The organism is Agrobacterium vaccinii (assembly GCF_021310995.1).
GTDB classification, from domain to species: domain Bacteria; phylum Pseudomonadota; class Alphaproteobacteria; order Rhizobiales; family Rhizobiaceae; genus Agrobacterium; species Agrobacterium vaccinii.
This window is the reverse complement of record NZ_CP054150.1, coordinates 1,189,774-1,204,719: the sequence shown is the minus strand read 5'-3', so window position 1 is coordinate 1,204,719 and position 14,946 is coordinate 1,189,774. Positions and strand designations below refer to the sequence as shown.

Below are 14,946 nucleotides of genomic sequence, written 5' to 3'. Positions count from 1 at the left end.
AAAATGCAAAAAATCTGATGACAATGCTGAACCAATGGGCTAGTTTCAGCTCACAAAACAGGCAGGAAGTTTAAATTCATGCCGATTTCGCGGTCAGTCTTGGGAGGATGAGATCTTAGGCGCGTTCATTCGCTGCCCCGGCAACGGTTACAGATCACGCGAAACTAAAAAACAAGGCTGAAAAGCCTTGTTTTTTTTTGGCTTTTTTGAATGACACTAAAATTATCGAAATACATTAAGGCGAAACTGCGTCTGTCAATAAGCAACGATTGGCAGTTCCGCTGGTATGCCGCCTCTTCATGACAGCCGGATGACGGAAATCAGTCGTAAACGGGGATAATGCGTGGCAGGTCGTCCATGCTGAAGCCAAAATACCAAGTGCCAACGTACCAGAGGCCGCAAATAGCAAGGGAAATGACCGTCGTCATCAGCACGATCTGACCACCTTTGAAACGGGTCGGTGCGCTGGCCACGGTTCCGAGTGCTACATCGCCATCCTCTGACTGCGTGCGAAGACCAATCGGCAACACGATGAACAGGACCGTCCACCAGACGATGAAAAAAACGGCGAATGTCGAAAGCCACTGCATGCACTAATCTCCCGTTTAAGCGCCTCTTCCTCACACCTTTGCTCGTCACAGGAATGAGGGAAACCAAATAGCCTATCAAGCCCGTGTTACATCACGCCTGTTCAAGCTCAATCAAAGTCCCACAGAAATCTTTTGGGTGGAGAAACAGAACCGGTTTGCCATGCGCACCGATCTTCGGTTTCCCCTCGCCCAGCACGCGCGCGCCATCGGCCTTGAGGCGATCACGCGCGGCGATGATGTCAGTGACCTCATAACAGATGTGGTGCATGCCGCCGGACGGGTTCTTTTCGAGGAAGGCCGCAATGGGAGAGTTTTCGCCCAGCGGCGCCAGCAGTTCCACCTTGGTATTCGGAAGTTCCACGAAAACGACAGTCACGCCGTGTTCCGGCAAAGCCTGAGGCTGGGAAACAGCGGCACCCAGCGTATCGCGGTATGTGGCGACTGCCGCGGCCAGATCCGGCACGGCAATCGCGATATGGTTGATACGACCCAGCATAACGCCCTCCTCCCGAGACAGCTTACACCTTGGTGACGAAGACAGTCACGATCGGCTTCTTGCCCCAGACCTGATTGGCCGTGGCGCGCACAGCGCGGCGGATGGACTCCCGAACGATGTTCAAATCCTTGCGGCGCGCACGCGGAATGCTTTCGACGGCACCCAGCACGGCGTCATAGAGCGTGTCTTCCATTGCCTCGCCTTCGTCATCGAACTCCGGCAGGCCGAAGGCAACGACGTCAGGATCGCCCTGAAAATCGAAACGGCTGTCGAGCAGAACATTGATCGAGACATGACCCGCAAAGGACAGCTTGCGGCGGTCGCCTATGCCCATTTCCTCGAAATCGCCCAGCAGACGGCCATCCTTGAAGATACGGCCATGCGGCGCGTCATCGATCACCTCGGCAGGCCCTGGCGCCAGGCGCAGAATATTGCCGTTGCGAACCTTGGGAACCTGCCCGATGCCGGCCTCTTCGGCCAATTCCTTCTGCGCCACCAGATGCGCGGCTTCGCCGTGCACGGGCACCAGAATTTGTGGCTTCACCCACTCATACATCTGCAAAAGTTCGTTGCGGCGTGGATGGCCGGAGACGTGAACCAGCGCCTCATTATCCGTGACGATGTGAACGCCCTGCTCGATCAGGCCGTTCTTGATATCCTGAATGGCCTTTTCATTGCCCGGAATAGCGCGCGACGAGAAGACGACGGTATCACCGGACGCCAGCGCCACGTTGCGCATCTCATCACGCGAGAGCTTTGCAAGTGCTGCGCGCGATTCGCCCTGCGAGCCGGTGAGGATGACGACGACCTTGTTGCGGGGAATGTAGCCGAATTCGTCTTCGGCCAGAAACGGCTTGATGCCTTCCATGATGCCGAGATCCTGGGAGACATTGACGACGCGCTTGAGCGAGGAGCCGAGCAACAGCACTTCGCGGCCTGCACGTTCGGCTGCCTGGGCGATGGACCTGATACGCCCGACATTGGACGAGAAGGTGGTGATCGCCACGCGTCCCTCGGCATTTTCGATGATCTGACGCAGACCTTCCGACACCTGTTCTTCGGATGGCGAAACGCCGTCGCGAAGCGCATTGGTGCTATCGCACATCATCGCCAGCACGCCCTCTTCACCGACAGCGCGGAAGCGTGCTTCATCGGTGAAGGGTCCGAGCGATGGCGCGTGGTCGATCTTCCAGTCGCCCGTATGCACGGCATTGCCGAGCGGAGTGCGGATGACGAGCGACATGGGTTCAGGGATCGAGTGGTTGACGCCGATCGCCTCTATCTCGAACGGGCCGACATTGATGCGGTCACCCGCCTTGAATGGCGTGATCGGGATTTCGGCGCGGGTGCCTTCGTAATTGCGCTTGGCTTCCAGCATGCCGGCGGTAAAGCCGGACGCATAGACCGGAACCTTGAGGCTTGGCCACAGATCGTTCAGCGCGCCGTAATGGTCTTCATGCGCGTGGGTGATGATGATGGCTTTGAGATTTCCGCGCTGCGCTTCAATGAAGCTGATATCCGGCAGTACGAGATCGATACCAGGCAGATCGAGGCCCGCGAAGGTCACGCCGCAATCGACCATGATCCACTGACGCTTGGTCGCCGGGCCGTAGCCATAGAGCGCCAGGTTCATGCCGATTTCACCAACGCCACCGAGAGGCAGGAATACGAATTCGTCTTTTGTTGTCATTACTGTTTTTGTCCAATCATGCCTCGCCCCGCCACGTCTAACGACGCATGCGAGTGAGGCGAAAAGCATCGTTTTCATCAAACGCGGCGGTACGGCCGATGCGGGGCCGAGCGGGCGTCCTGCATTTACCGAGCAGCAGGAATGCTCCAGATCACGATGTCGAACCTCGGCGCTGACGCACCGTGCAGTTCAACCGAAAAATACGTCGCCAGCGGCAATGGCGCGGGTGGGACCACCATCTTCTTCCAGCAACAGGAAACCCTTATCATCAATTCCGGCAAAACGCCCATGGATAGAACGATCCGGCAAATTGACGGTGATCGGCTCGCCAATGCCGCAGGCCGCCGCGCGCCACAGCCGCATGACGTCGGCAACACCCTGCCCGCGATTCCACATCTGAAGAATATGAGCTACTTCGCGAAACAGGTGAGCGAAAAGCTCGTAGGGGCCGCAGGCTGCGCCGTGTTCGCCAAGACGTGTCACCGGGTAAGCCGGATTGTCGGGCATATGGGCGATGTTGATGCCGATGCCAATGACGAGCGCGGCGCGCCCATCGGGCAAAGTTTCGGCTTCCATCAGAATACCGCAAGTCTTCTTGCGTCCAATGAGAATATCGTTCGGCCATTTGATTTCGAGCGGCGCGCCACCGGCGGGTAGCAAAGCCCCCACAGCGCGATAAACCGCCAGCGCAAAGGCCAGCGGCAGGGAGCCGATATGCTCCATGGATGCGGGATCGATCAGAAGAAGAGAGGCATAGAGATTGCCGGGCTCAGACACCCAAGGCCTGCCGCGGCGGCCACGGCCACCGCTCTGCCTGTTGGCTGTCACCCAGAGATTGCCGCCATCGCCTGCCCGTGCGCGGGCGAAGCATTCCACATTGGTCGATGTCGTCTCGGCCAAGGCTTCGTGCCGGAAGTCATCCACTGACACCCGGCCCGTTTTCATGCGCGTATCGCTCAAAAGAACGTCTTTGCTGCGACGGTGACCGCATTACCCAGCACACCGCCGAAGAGGATGAAGCCGAGAACGAAGAGGCCGGACAGCGCGTAAACGATGCGAAGTTCACCAGCGGCCTTTTCGAAGCCACCCTTGGCTTCATCGAACCACATGACCTTGACGATGCGCAGGTAGTAGTAGGCGCCGACGACAGAAGCGATCACGCCGATGACGGCGAGCGGGTAGAGATGTGCTTCGATGGCAGCCAGGAAGACGTAATACTTGCCGAAGAAGCCAGCCAGTGGCGGAATGCCTGCCAGCGAGAACATCATGATCGTCATGACGATGGCCATGAAAGGATTGGTGGAGGCCAGACCGGCAAGATCATCCACGTCTTCGACATTGCCGACATCCTTGCGACGCATGGCGAGAATGCAGGCGAAGGTACCAAGTGTCATGCCCATGTAGACGGCCATGTAAAGCAGCACGCCCGCAACGCCGGACTGGCTACCTGCGGCAAGACCGACAAGTGCATAGCCCATGTGGCTGATGGACGAATAGGCCATCAGACGCTTGATGTTGCGCTGACCGATGGCCGCGAAGGCACCGAGCAGCATGGAGGCAATCGAGATGAAGACCACGATCTGCTGCCAATCGGCAAAGACCGGCTGGAACGCATCGACGACGATACGAACGAAGATGGCCATGGCGCCGACCTTCGGAGCTGCGGCCAGGAATGCCGTAACTGTGGTTGGTGCACCTTCGTAAACATCCGGCGTCCACATGTGGAACGGAACGGCGGAAATTTTGAAGGCCAAACCGGCGAGCACGAAGACCAGACCGAAAACGAGGCCCAGCGAACGCGTCTCAGACGAAAGAACGGCTGCAATTTCGGTAAAGCCGGTGTTGCCGGTGAAGCCATAAACCAGCGACATGCCGTAGAGCAGCATGCCCGACGACAGAGCGCCGAGAACGAAATATTTCAGACCGGCTTCCGTCGAGCGCAGGCTTTCGCGGTTGATGGCGCAGATGACGTAGAGTGCCAGCGACTGGAGTTCCAGCGCCATGTAAAGCGAGATCAGGTTGTTGGCCGAGATCATCAGGAGAATGCCGAGTGTTGCCAGAACCAGCAATACCGGGAATTCGAAACGACCGATGGGCTCCACACGGCTGTGGCCGACCGACATGATCATGGCGACGATGGCACCGATGAGCGCCAGCACTTTCATGAAGTTGCCGAAGGCGTCGGCGACGTAAACGCCACCGAAGGCAACGCCCGTCGCCGGTGCAAAGATGATCCACAGACCGACGACGACCAAAAGCGCTACGGCGAGACCCGTAACCGTATTGGTCGACTTGTCCCCGGAGAAGACCCCAATCATGAGCAGCACCAGAGCGCCGACCGCAAGGATCAGCTCGGGCGTCGCGATGCGCAGACTGGCAAAAAGAATTTCAGCGGTCATGTCCTACGGGTCCTGTCGTCAGTTCAGAGAAAGCGCAACATTCTGCGCTGCCTGCAATGCGGCCGTATAATTATTAATCAAAAGGTCCACCGACGCTGCCGTAGCATCGAAAACCGGTGCCGGATAGACGCCGAAGAAAATCGTCAGTGCTACCAGCGGATAGAGAATGACCTTTTCGCGCGTCGAAAGGTCGAGCATGGACTTCAGGCTTTCCTTTTCCAGCGCGCCGAAAATGACGCGGCGATAGAGCCACAGCGCATAGGAGGCGGAAAGGATGACCCCCGTTGCCGCAAACAGCGCAACCCAGGTGTTGGCGCGGAACACGCCGATGATCGTCAGGAATTCACCGACGAAGCCGGAGGTACCGGGCAGACCGACATTGGCCATGGTGAAGACCATGAAGGCCACAGCATATTTCGGCATGTTGTTGACGAGGCCACCGTAAGCGGAAATCTCGCGAGTGTGCAGACGGTCATAGACGACGCCGACGCAAAGGAAGAGCGCGCCGGAGACGATGCCGTGCGACAGCATCTGGAAGATGGCACCCTGCACGCCCTGAACATTGGCGGCGAAGATGCCCATGGTCACGTACCCCATATGGGCGACGGACGAGTAAGCGATCAGCTTCTTGATGTCGTCCTGCATCATCGCGACCAGCGAGGTGTAGATGATGGCAATAACGGAAAGCGTGAAGACGAAGGGTGCGAAATAGTCGGAAGCAATCGGGAACATCGACAGCGAGAAGCGGATGAAACCGTAGCCGCCGAGCTTCAGCATGACACCGGCCAGAATGACCGAACCGGCGGTCGGTGCCTGAACGTGGGCGTCGGGAAGCCAGGTGTGAACAGGCCACATCGGCATCTTCACTGCAAAGGCTGCAAAGCAGGCGAGCCAGAGCCATGTCTGCATGCCAGCCGGAAAGCCGTGCTTCAAAAGCTCGGTCATATCCGTCGTGCCAGCCTGCCAGTACATCGCCATGATGGCGAGCATGGTCAAAACCGAACCCAGCAGCGTGTAGAGGAAGAACTTATAGGACGCGTAGACGCGATCCTTACCGCCCCACACACCGATGATGATGAACATCGGAATAAGCGTTGCTTCGAAGAAGACGTAGAAGAGAACCGTATCAAGCGCGACGAACACGCCGACCATGACGACTTCCAGCAGCAGGAAGGCGATCATGTATTCCTTGATGCGCTTTTCGATCGCGTTCCAGCTGGCCAGAACGCAGAAAGGCATCAGAAACGTTGTCAGGATGACAAACAACATGGAGATGCCGTCAACGCCGAGATGATAGGCGGCAATGTCACCGAACCAGGCGTGTTTTTCGACCATCTGGAAGCCGGGGTTCGAATTGTCGAAACCGATCCAGACAAAAAGCGAGACGATGAAGGTGAAGACCGTCGTCAGCAGCGATACGTTGAGAACGTTGCGGCGACCGAACGGACCATTCGCATTCGTCAGAAGCAAGAGCACCACGCCGACGAGCGGCAGGAAGGTGACCGTTGAAAGAATAGGCCAATCGGTCATTACAGGGCACTCCCGAGCATCATCCAGGTGACAAGCCCGGCAATACCGATCAGCATCGCAAAGGCATAATGATAGAGGTAACCGGATTGCAGACGAACGACGCGGTTGGTCACATCAGCCACGCGCGCGGCAATACCGTTGGGTCCGTAGTGGTCGATAACCGCCACGTCGCCCTTTTTCCACAGGAAGCGACCAAGCGCCTTTGCGGAGCGAACAAACAGGAAGTCGTAGAGTTCGTCGAAGTACCATTTGTTGAGCAGGAACTGGTAGAGGCCACGATGGGTCTCGGCCAAACGCTTCGGCGTCTCGGGCGACTTGATGTAGAAGTACCATGCGGTCACGAAACCAAGAGCCATGGCAATGAACGGGCTCCACTTGACCCACAATGGAACGTGGTGGAACTCTTCGAGGATTTCGTTGGATGGAAGCGTAAAGAGAGCGCCCTTCCAGAATTCCGCATATTCTTCACCGAAGAAATGGCCTTCGAACACGACACCAGCCAGCACAGCACCGACGGTGAGCACAAACAGCGGGATCAGCATGACCATCGGCGATTCATGAACGTGGTGCATGACATCTGCGGAAGCGCGCGGCTTGCCGAAGAAGGTCAGGAACGCCAGACGCCAGGAATAGAAGCTGGTGAACAGGGCCGCGATGACCAGAAGCGTAAAGGCGAAACCGGCGACTGCATTGTGCGACGCATAGGCGGATTCGATGATCACGTCCTTGGAGAAGAAGCCAGCAAAGCCGAACATCGTGCCGGGAATACCAACGCCTGTCAGCGCCAGCGTACCAACCGTCATCGTCCAGAAGGTGATGGGGATGTGCTTACGCAGGCCGCCCATGTGTCGCATGTCCTGCTCGCCATCCACGGCGTGAATGACAGAACCGGCGCAAAGGAACAGCAGTGCCTTGAAGAAAGCGTGCGTGAACAGGTGGAACACGGCGGCACCATACGCGCCGACGCCGAGCGCAACGAACATATAGCCCAGCTGCGAACAGGTCGAGTAAGCGATGACGCGCTTGATATCGTTTTGCACCAGACCAACGGTCGCGGCAAAGAAGGCTGTGATTGCGCCAATGAGAGTGACGAAGGTCAAGGCGTCCGGCGACAGTTCGAAAATCGGAGACATGCGGGCGACGAGGAACACGCCAGCTGTGACCATGGTCGCGGCGTGAATGAGCGCCGACACAGGTGTCGGGCCTTCCATTGCGTCCGGCAGCCATGTGTGCAGCAGGAACTGCGCCGACTTACCCATGGAACCCATGAACAAGAGCAGGCAAACGCCGGTTAGCGCATGCGCCTTGTCCAGCTGCATGCCGAACAGGTTGATGACGACATCGGTGGATGCTGCGCCATCGGCAGGCAGATAGGTGCCAGCGGCGGCGAAGATCGTTTCGAAATTGACCGAACCGAACAGCACGAACAGACCGGAAATGCCGAGGATGAAGCCGAAGTCACCGACGCGGTTGACGATGAAGGCCTTCATGGCGGCGGCAGAGGCCGATGGCTTCTTGTACCAGAAGCCGATCAGCAGATAGGACGCCAGACCCACGCCTTCCCAGCCGAAGAACATCTGCAACAGGTTGTCGGATGTGACCAGCATGAGCATGGCGAAGGTGAAGAGCGACAGGTAGGCGAAGAAGCGCGGACGATGCGGATCGTGGTGCATGTACCCGATAGAGTACAGATGAACCAGGGTGGACACAGTATTGACGACCACGAACATGACGGCTGTCAGCGTATCGATCCGGAAGGCCCATTCGACATCGATGCCGCCGGACTGGATCCACTGCAGTACGGTCACCTTAATGACTTCGCCGGGCTCGTGGCTGAGAAGCGCCACGTTGATGAAGACGATCCACGACAGGATCGCGACAATGATCATCAGGCCGGTTGTGACATATTCCGAGGCTTTGGCACCGATGGAGCGACCGAAAAGGCCAGCGATCAGGAAGCCGATCAGCGGAAGAAAGACGATAGCTTTGTAGATCATAGCCTTATCAGCCCTTCATCATATTGACGTCTTCCACGGCAATCGATCCGCGGTTGCGATAGAAGACAACGAGTATTGCAAGACCGATGGCAGCTTCCGCAGCAGCGACAGTCAGAATGAACAAAGCGAAGACCTGGCCGACGATATCGTTGAGGAACGACGAGAACGCCACCATGTTGAGGTTGACCGCAAGCAGGATGAGCTCGATCGACATGAGGATGACGATGACGTTCTTACGGTTGAGAAAGATACCGAAGATGCCGATCGTGAAGAGGACCGCGCTGACCGTGAGGTAATGGGAAAGACCGATTTCCATAATATGATTTTCCTTGGATCCGTTCGCGCCTTAGATGCCCTGACCCGGTTTGACATTGACCGTCGTGACGGCAGTCTTCGGGTCGCGGCCAACCTGCGTTGCAATGTCCTGTCGCTTAATGTCGGTGCGGTGACGCAGCGTCAGCACGATCGCGCCGATCATGGCCACCAGCAGAACCAGACCGGCAAGCTGGAAGAAGTAGACGTAGTTCGTGTAGAGCACGTCACCGAGTGCAGCCGTATTGGCGCGCTCCAGCGGGTTCGGGATCGGCATAGTGATCGACTTCGCTGCCTGCGGGTTGAGCACGCTGCCGCCCACGACGATGATCAGTTCTGCCGCCAGAATGATGCCGATCAGCGCGCCGATAGGCGCATATTGCAGAACGCCGGAGCGCAGCTCGGCAAAATCCACATCCAGCATCATCACGACGAAGAGGAACAGCACCGCCACAGCGCCGACATAAACCACCAGCAGGATCATGGCGAGGAATTCAGCGCCCGTCAGCAGGAAGAGAGCGGCTGCGTTGAAAAAGGTCAGGATGAGGAACAACACCGAATGAACGGGGTTCTTCGAAGCGATGACCATGAACGCAGACGCCACGGCGACGAAAGCGAAGATGTAAAAGAATACAGCGTGCAGACCCATGTTGGTGCCTTTTTGTCCTCACCGGACAAACGCGACCCTGAAGCCGCATGCCCGTTTCGTTCCCGCCAGCGATAACCGACGGGCATTGACTGTTTACCCTCTCCGAAGCAGCGCTCCGAAGAAACCATGCTGCCTTAACGGTAAGGCGCATCCAGAGCAAGGTTGCGAGCGATTTCACGTTCCCAGCGGTCGCCATTATCGAGAAGACGCTGCTTGTCGAAATACAGCTCTTCGCGGGTTTCCGTCGCGAATTCGAAGTTCGGACCCTCAACGATGGCATCAACAGGGCATGCTTCCTGGCAGAAGCCGCAATAGATGCACTTTACCATGTCGATATCGTAACGAACCGTACGGCGCGTACCATCGTTGCGGCGCGGGCCAGCTTCGATGGTAATGGCCTGGGCAGGACAGATCGCTTCGCACAGCTTGCAGGCGATGCAACGTTCTTCCCCGTTGGGATAACGACGAAGCGCATGCTCACCACGAAAACGCGGGCTGACCGGACCCTTTTCGAAAGGGTAGTTCACTGTCGCCTTCTGTTTGAAGAAGTGACGCATCGTCAGGAAGAAGGCACCGACAAATTCCTTGAGGAACAGTGAATTGACGGCTTGTGAAAGACTGGCCATCTCAACCTCCAAATCTGCAAGCGAGGACTGCGAACATCTTATGCCCCCGCCGTCAGCTTGAGTACGAATGCAACAATCACGACCATGGCGAGCGAGAGCGGAAGGAAGACCTTCCAGCCGAGACGCATCAACTGGTCATAGCGGTAACGTGGAACGAATGCCTTCACCAGACCGAACATGAAGAACACCATGCCGCCCTTCAGGATGAACCAGATGATACCCGGTACCCAATTCAGGAACCAGACATCCACGATGGGAAGCCAGCCGCCCAGGAACAGGATGGTCGTCAGGCAGCACATCAAAACTATGGCAGCATATTCGCCCAACATGAACATCATGTACGGGGTGGAGCCATACTCCACCATGTGACCGGCCACAAGTTCCGATTCCGCTTCCGGCAAATCGAAGGGTGGACGGTTGGTTTCTGCCAGCGCCGAAATGAAGAAGATGATGAACATCGGGAACAGCGGCAACCAGTGCCAGTCCAGGAACGACGCTGGCAGGCCGAGCGACGTGCCGATGCCCGAATGCTGCGCGTTGACGATATCCGTCAGGTTCAGCGAACCGACGCAGAGCAGGACGGTGACGATGACGAGGCCGATGGAGACTTCGTAGGACACCATCTGGGCGGCAGAACGAAGCGCGCCGAGGAATGGATACTTCGAGTTCGAAGCCCAGCCACCCATGATGATGCCGTAGACTTCAAGCGACGAAATCGCGAAAATGTAGAGAATGCCGACATTGATGTTGGCGATGACCCAGCCCTGATTGAACGGGATCACGGCGTAGGTGGCCAAAGCCAGTGTCACGGCGACCAGAGGAGCCAGGAGGAAGACTGCCTTGTTGGCACCGGACGGAATGACAGGCTCTTTCAGAATGAACTTCAAAAGGTCGGCAAACGACTGGAAGAGACCGAAAGGACCAACGACGTTGGGACCACGGCGCAGCTGAACGGCTGCCCAGATCTTACGGTCGGCAAGCAGAAGGAAGGCGATCGACACCAGCAACAAAACGAGAAGAAGCAGGGACTGGCCGACAATAATCAGCGCTGGCCAGACGTAGCTCCAGAAAAACGATTCCATAGTCCCCTACCCTTACTCTGCCGCAGCCTTGAAGTTGTTGCGGGCCAATGCGGAACATTCGGCCATGACAGCGGACGCTCTCGCAATCGGGTTCGTCAAATAAAAATCCTTAACCGGCGAGGCAAAGCCTGCCTTGTTGAGGGTGCCAGCCTGTGTCGCCAGCGCTTCGATGCCTGCCACGTCGGCCACGGCAATCTCGTCAGCATCGGCAAAATGCGGATGCGCGATGTAAAGCTGGGCACGCAGTGCAGCGAGCGAGTCGAATGGCAGTTTGTGGCCAAGAACATCAGACAGCGCACGCATGATTGCCCAGTCTTCACGGGCTTCACCCGGTGCGAAACCGGCGCGGTTGCCCATCTGGACGCGGCCCTCGGTGTTGACCCAGATACCGGACTTTTCGGTATAGGCAGCGCCCGGCAGAATGACATCGGCAGCCATTGCACCAGCGTCACCATGCGAACCGATATAGACGGTCAGCTTTGCTGTCTTGGCCGACAGATCAATCTCGTCTGCACCAAGCAGGAAGAGAACCTCGGACGATGCAGCGATAGACGCAGCGTTGGCCGACTTGTCCGCTGGGACAAAGCCGATATCCAGACCGCCGACGCGGGCAGCCGCCGTGTGCAGAACCGAGAAACCGTTCCACTCAGCCGAAACGACGCCGACGGAAACGGCCAGCTTTGCAGCCGCAGCCAGCACAGCAGCACCATCTTCACGCGACAGAGCACCCTGCCCGACGATGATCATCGGGTTCTTGGCAGCCTTCAGTTTGTCGATGAAGCTGTGCGAACCGGACGCCAGATCGGACAGCGTGTCCGTGCCGGAGCCGAGATATTCGTATTCATAACGCAACTCGCTTGCTTCACCGATGACAGCAATCGGGAAACCGCCACGGCGCCAGCGCTTGCGAATACGTGCGTTGAGCACGGAAGCTTCGTAGCGTGGGTTGGAGCCGATGATCAGCAAAGCGTCGGCATGTTCTATGCCTTCGATGGTGGCGTTGAACAGGTAGCTTGCGCGACCGAGCGATGGGTCAAGCGCTGTGCCATCCTGGCGGCAATCGACATTGGTGGAACCAAGCGACGCCAGCAGCGACTTCAATGCGAACATTTCTTCGACGGAAGCCAGATCGCCAGCGATAGCGCCGATCTTTTCACCGGATGTGGAAGCAACGGCTGCTTTGATGGCGCCGAACGCTTCGCCCCATGTGGCAGGCTGCAAGCGGCCATCCTTGCGGACATAGGGCTTGTCGAGACGCTGAGTCTTCAGACCATCCCAGATGAAGCGGCTTTTGTCGGAAATCCACTCTTCATTGATCGCTTCGTTGACGCGCGGCATGACGCGCATGACTTCGCGGCCACGGGTATCGACGCGGATGGCAGAGCCGAGCGCATCCATCACGTCGATGGTTTCGGTCTTGCCGAGTTCCCAAGGACGGGCCGTGAAGGCGAAAGGCTTGGATGTCAGCGCGCCGACCGGGCAGAGATCAACGACGTTGCCCTGAAGCTCAGACGTCATTGCCTGCTCGAGATAGGTCGTGATTTCGGCGTCCTCGCCGCGACCAATCAGGCCAAGTTCGGAAATGCCTGCAACTTCCGTTGTGAAGCGGACGCAACGCGTGCAGTGAATGCAGCGGTTCATGACCGTCTTGACGAGCGGTCCGATGTATTTGTCTTCCACGGCGCGCTTGTTTTCAGAATAGCGCGAGCCCGGAATACCGAAGGCCATCGCCTGGTCCTGAAGGTCGCATTCGCCACCCTGGTCACAGATGGGACAATCGAGCGGGTGGTTGATGAGCAGGAATTCCATCACGCCTTCGCGGGCCTTCTTGACCATCGGCGTATTGGTGAAAACTTCCGGCAATTCGCCGTTCGGGCCGCCACGAATATCGCGAACGCCCATGGCGCAGGATGCGGCAGGCTTAGGCGGTCCGCCCTTCACCTCGATGAGACACATGCGGCAGTTACCCGCAACCGACAAACGCTCGTGGAAACAAAAGCGCGGAACTTCGGCACCAGCCTCCTCGCACGCCTGCAAAAGCGTGAAATGATCCGGAACCTCGATCTCTTTACCGTCAACCTTGAGCTTTGTCATGGTCCTACTTACGTCCTGTTGCCTGTCCATCGCGCATGATCATGCGGTCAAGGACAAATCCTGATGGCATCCGGCTTAGACTCAAAAAGTGCCGAATGCTTTAACGATGTAAGGGACCGGTACACCCGATCCCCGCCCCTCGCAACACCCTTCGGGCGTTACTTTGGCCGGTGTTACTCGGCAGCCTCAAGCACAGCGCCATCATCCATGGCTCTGTAGGTATATTCATCGATCCGCTTTTCGATTTCCGGACGGAAATTGCGGATGAGCGCCTGAACCGGCCATGCAGCCGCATCACCCAGCGCACAGATGGTGTGGCCTTCGATCTGCTTCGTCACTTCGAACAGCATATCGATTTCGCGCTTCTGCGCGTTGCCCTTGACCATGCGTTCCAGCACGCGCCACATCCAGCCCGTGCCTTCGCGGCATGGCGTGCACTGACCGCAACTCTCATGCTTGAAGAAGGCCGCGATGCGGGCGATGGCCTTGATCACGTCGGTGGACTTGTCCATGACGATCATGCCGCCGGTGCCGAAGGACGACTTCACTTCGCGCATGCCATCGAAATCCATGATGGCGTCCTTCATGTCCTCACCGCGAACGATGGGGCAGGATGCACCGCCTGGAATGACGCCGAGCAGATTGTCCCAGCCGCCACGAATGCCACCGCAGTGCCGCTCGATCAGTTCCTTGAAGGAGAGACCCAGCGCGTCTTCGAAGGTGCACGGGCGCTCGACATGGCCCGAGACCATGAACAGCTTGGTGCCGACATTGTTCGGACGACCGATGGAGGAGAACCACGACGCGCCACGACGCAGGATGGTCGGCGCAACGGCGATGGACTCGACGTTGTTGACCGTGGTCGGGCAACCGTAGAGACCCATATTGGCCGGGAACGGAGGCTTGAGGCGCGGCTGGCCCTTCTTGCCTTCTAGGCTTTCGAGAAGCGCCGTTTCCTCACCGCAGATGTATGCACCTGCGCCGTGGTGAACGTAAACGTCGAAATCCCAGCCGTTCTTGTTGTTCTTGCCCAACAGACCGGCGTCATAGCATTCGTCGATCGCGGCCTGAAGCGCTTCGCGTTCGCGCATATATTCGCCGCGAACGTAGATGTAGGCCGTATGCGCGCTCATGGCGAAACCGGCGATCACGCAGCCTTCGATCAGCGTGTGCGGATCGTGGCGCAGGATTTCGCGGTCCTTGCAGGTGCCGGGTTCGGATTCGTCGGCATTGACGACGAGATAATGCGGACGGCCATCGCTTTCCTTCGGCATGAAGGACCATTTGAGGCCTGTCGGGAAGCCCGCACCACCACGACCACGAAGGCCGGATGCCTTCATTTCGTTGATGATCCAGTCACGTCCCTTTTCGATGATCTGCTTCGTGCCATCCCAATGACCGCGCGCAAGCACACCCTTCAACGAGGTGTCCTTGAGGCCGTAGAGATTGGTAAAGATGCGATCCTGATCTTTTAACATGCT

At 57.7% G+C, this 14,946-nt stretch carries 13 protein-coding genes; all 13 read right to left on the bottom strand.

Going from position 1 to position 14,946, the window contains the following annotated elements; all coding sequences use genetic code 11:
- Positions 1–320 precede the first annotated feature (320 nt).
- Complete coding sequence (locus HRR99_RS06190) at positions 321–590, bottom strand: DUF1467 family protein (RefSeq protein WP_233123141.1); 270 nt, start codon at positions 588–590, stop codon at positions 321–323.
- Between the two features lie 91 nt (positions 591–681).
- On the bottom strand, positions 682–1,086 hold the full coding sequence (gene mce / locus HRR99_RS06185; RefSeq protein ID WP_233123140.1) for a methylmalonyl-CoA epimerase: 405 nt from the start codon (positions 1,084–1,086) through the stop codon (positions 682–684).
- Between the two features lie 22 nt (positions 1,087–1,108).
- A complete protein-coding gene (locus tag HRR99_RS06180; protein WP_173996864.1) occupies positions 1,109–2,776 on the bottom strand; it encodes a ribonuclease J in 1,668 nt (555 codons plus the stop codon).
- 189 nt (positions 2,777–2,965) lie between these two features.
- A complete protein-coding gene (locus HRR99_RS06175) occupies positions 2,966–3,721 on the bottom strand; it encodes a biotin--[acetyl-CoA-carboxylase] ligase (RefSeq protein WP_233123139.1) in 756 nt (251 codons plus the stop codon).
- Between the two features lie 11 nt (positions 3,722–3,732).
- Entirely contained in the window at positions 3,733–5,175 is a 1,443-nt protein-coding gene (gene nuoN / locus HRR99_RS06170; protein WP_045230682.1) for an NADH-quinone oxidoreductase subunit NuoN, read from the bottom strand.
- An 18-nt stretch (positions 5,176–5,193) separates the two neighbouring features.
- Positions 5,194–6,705 carry an NADH-quinone oxidoreductase subunit M gene (locus HRR99_RS06165; protein ID WP_045230683.1) on the bottom strand — a complete coding sequence of 504 codons (1,512 nt, stop codon included), beginning with the start codon at positions 6,703–6,705 and terminating at the stop codon, positions 5,194–5,196.
- Positions 6,705–8,702 carry an NADH-quinone oxidoreductase subunit L gene (nuoL, locus tag HRR99_RS06160; RefSeq protein WP_233123138.1) on the bottom strand — a complete coding sequence of 666 codons (1,998 nt, stop codon included), beginning with the start codon at positions 8,700–8,702 and terminating at the stop codon, positions 6,705–6,707. Before nuoL ends, HRR99_RS06165 begins: the two co-directional genes overlap by 1 nt.
- Before the next feature lie 7 nt (positions 8,703–8,709).
- Positions 8,710–9,018, bottom strand: coding sequence for an NADH-quinone oxidoreductase subunit NuoK (gene nuoK, locus HRR99_RS06155; protein ID WP_042619655.1), 309 nt, complete (start codon positions 9,016–9,018; stop codon positions 8,710–8,712).
- A gap of 30 nt (positions 9,019–9,048) precedes the next feature.
- Positions 9,049–9,663: an NADH-quinone oxidoreductase subunit J gene (locus tag HRR99_RS06150; protein WP_233123137.1), complete on the bottom strand. Its 615-nt coding sequence runs from the start codon at positions 9,661–9,663 to the stop codon at positions 9,049–9,051.
- Positions 9,664–9,797: 134 nt separating this feature from the next.
- Positions 9,798–10,289 (bottom strand): NADH-quinone oxidoreductase subunit NuoI, encoded by a 492-nt coding sequence (nuoI, locus tag HRR99_RS06145; RefSeq protein ID WP_042619657.1) that lies wholly within the window; start codon positions 10,287–10,289, stop codon positions 9,798–9,800.
- 38 nt (positions 10,290–10,327) lie between these two features.
- The gene (nuoH, locus tag HRR99_RS06140) at positions 10,328–11,371 is read right to left on the bottom strand and encodes an NADH-quinone oxidoreductase subunit NuoH (RefSeq protein ID WP_045230686.1); all 1,044 of its coding nucleotides are present in this window, start codon (positions 11,369–11,371) and stop codon (positions 10,328–10,330) included.
- A 12-nt stretch (positions 11,372–11,383) separates the two neighbouring features.
- Positions 11,384–13,465 (bottom strand): NADH-quinone oxidoreductase subunit NuoG, encoded by a 2,082-nt coding sequence (nuoG, locus tag HRR99_RS06135; RefSeq protein WP_233123136.1) that lies wholly within the window; start codon positions 13,463–13,465, stop codon positions 11,384–11,386.
- A gap of 173 nt (positions 13,466–13,638) precedes the next feature.
- Positions 13,639–14,943 (bottom strand): NADH-quinone oxidoreductase subunit NuoF, encoded by a 1,305-nt coding sequence (gene nuoF / locus HRR99_RS06130; protein ID WP_065701183.1) that lies wholly within the window; start codon positions 14,941–14,943, stop codon positions 13,639–13,641.
- Between the last annotated feature and the right edge of the window lie 3 nt (positions 14,944–14,946).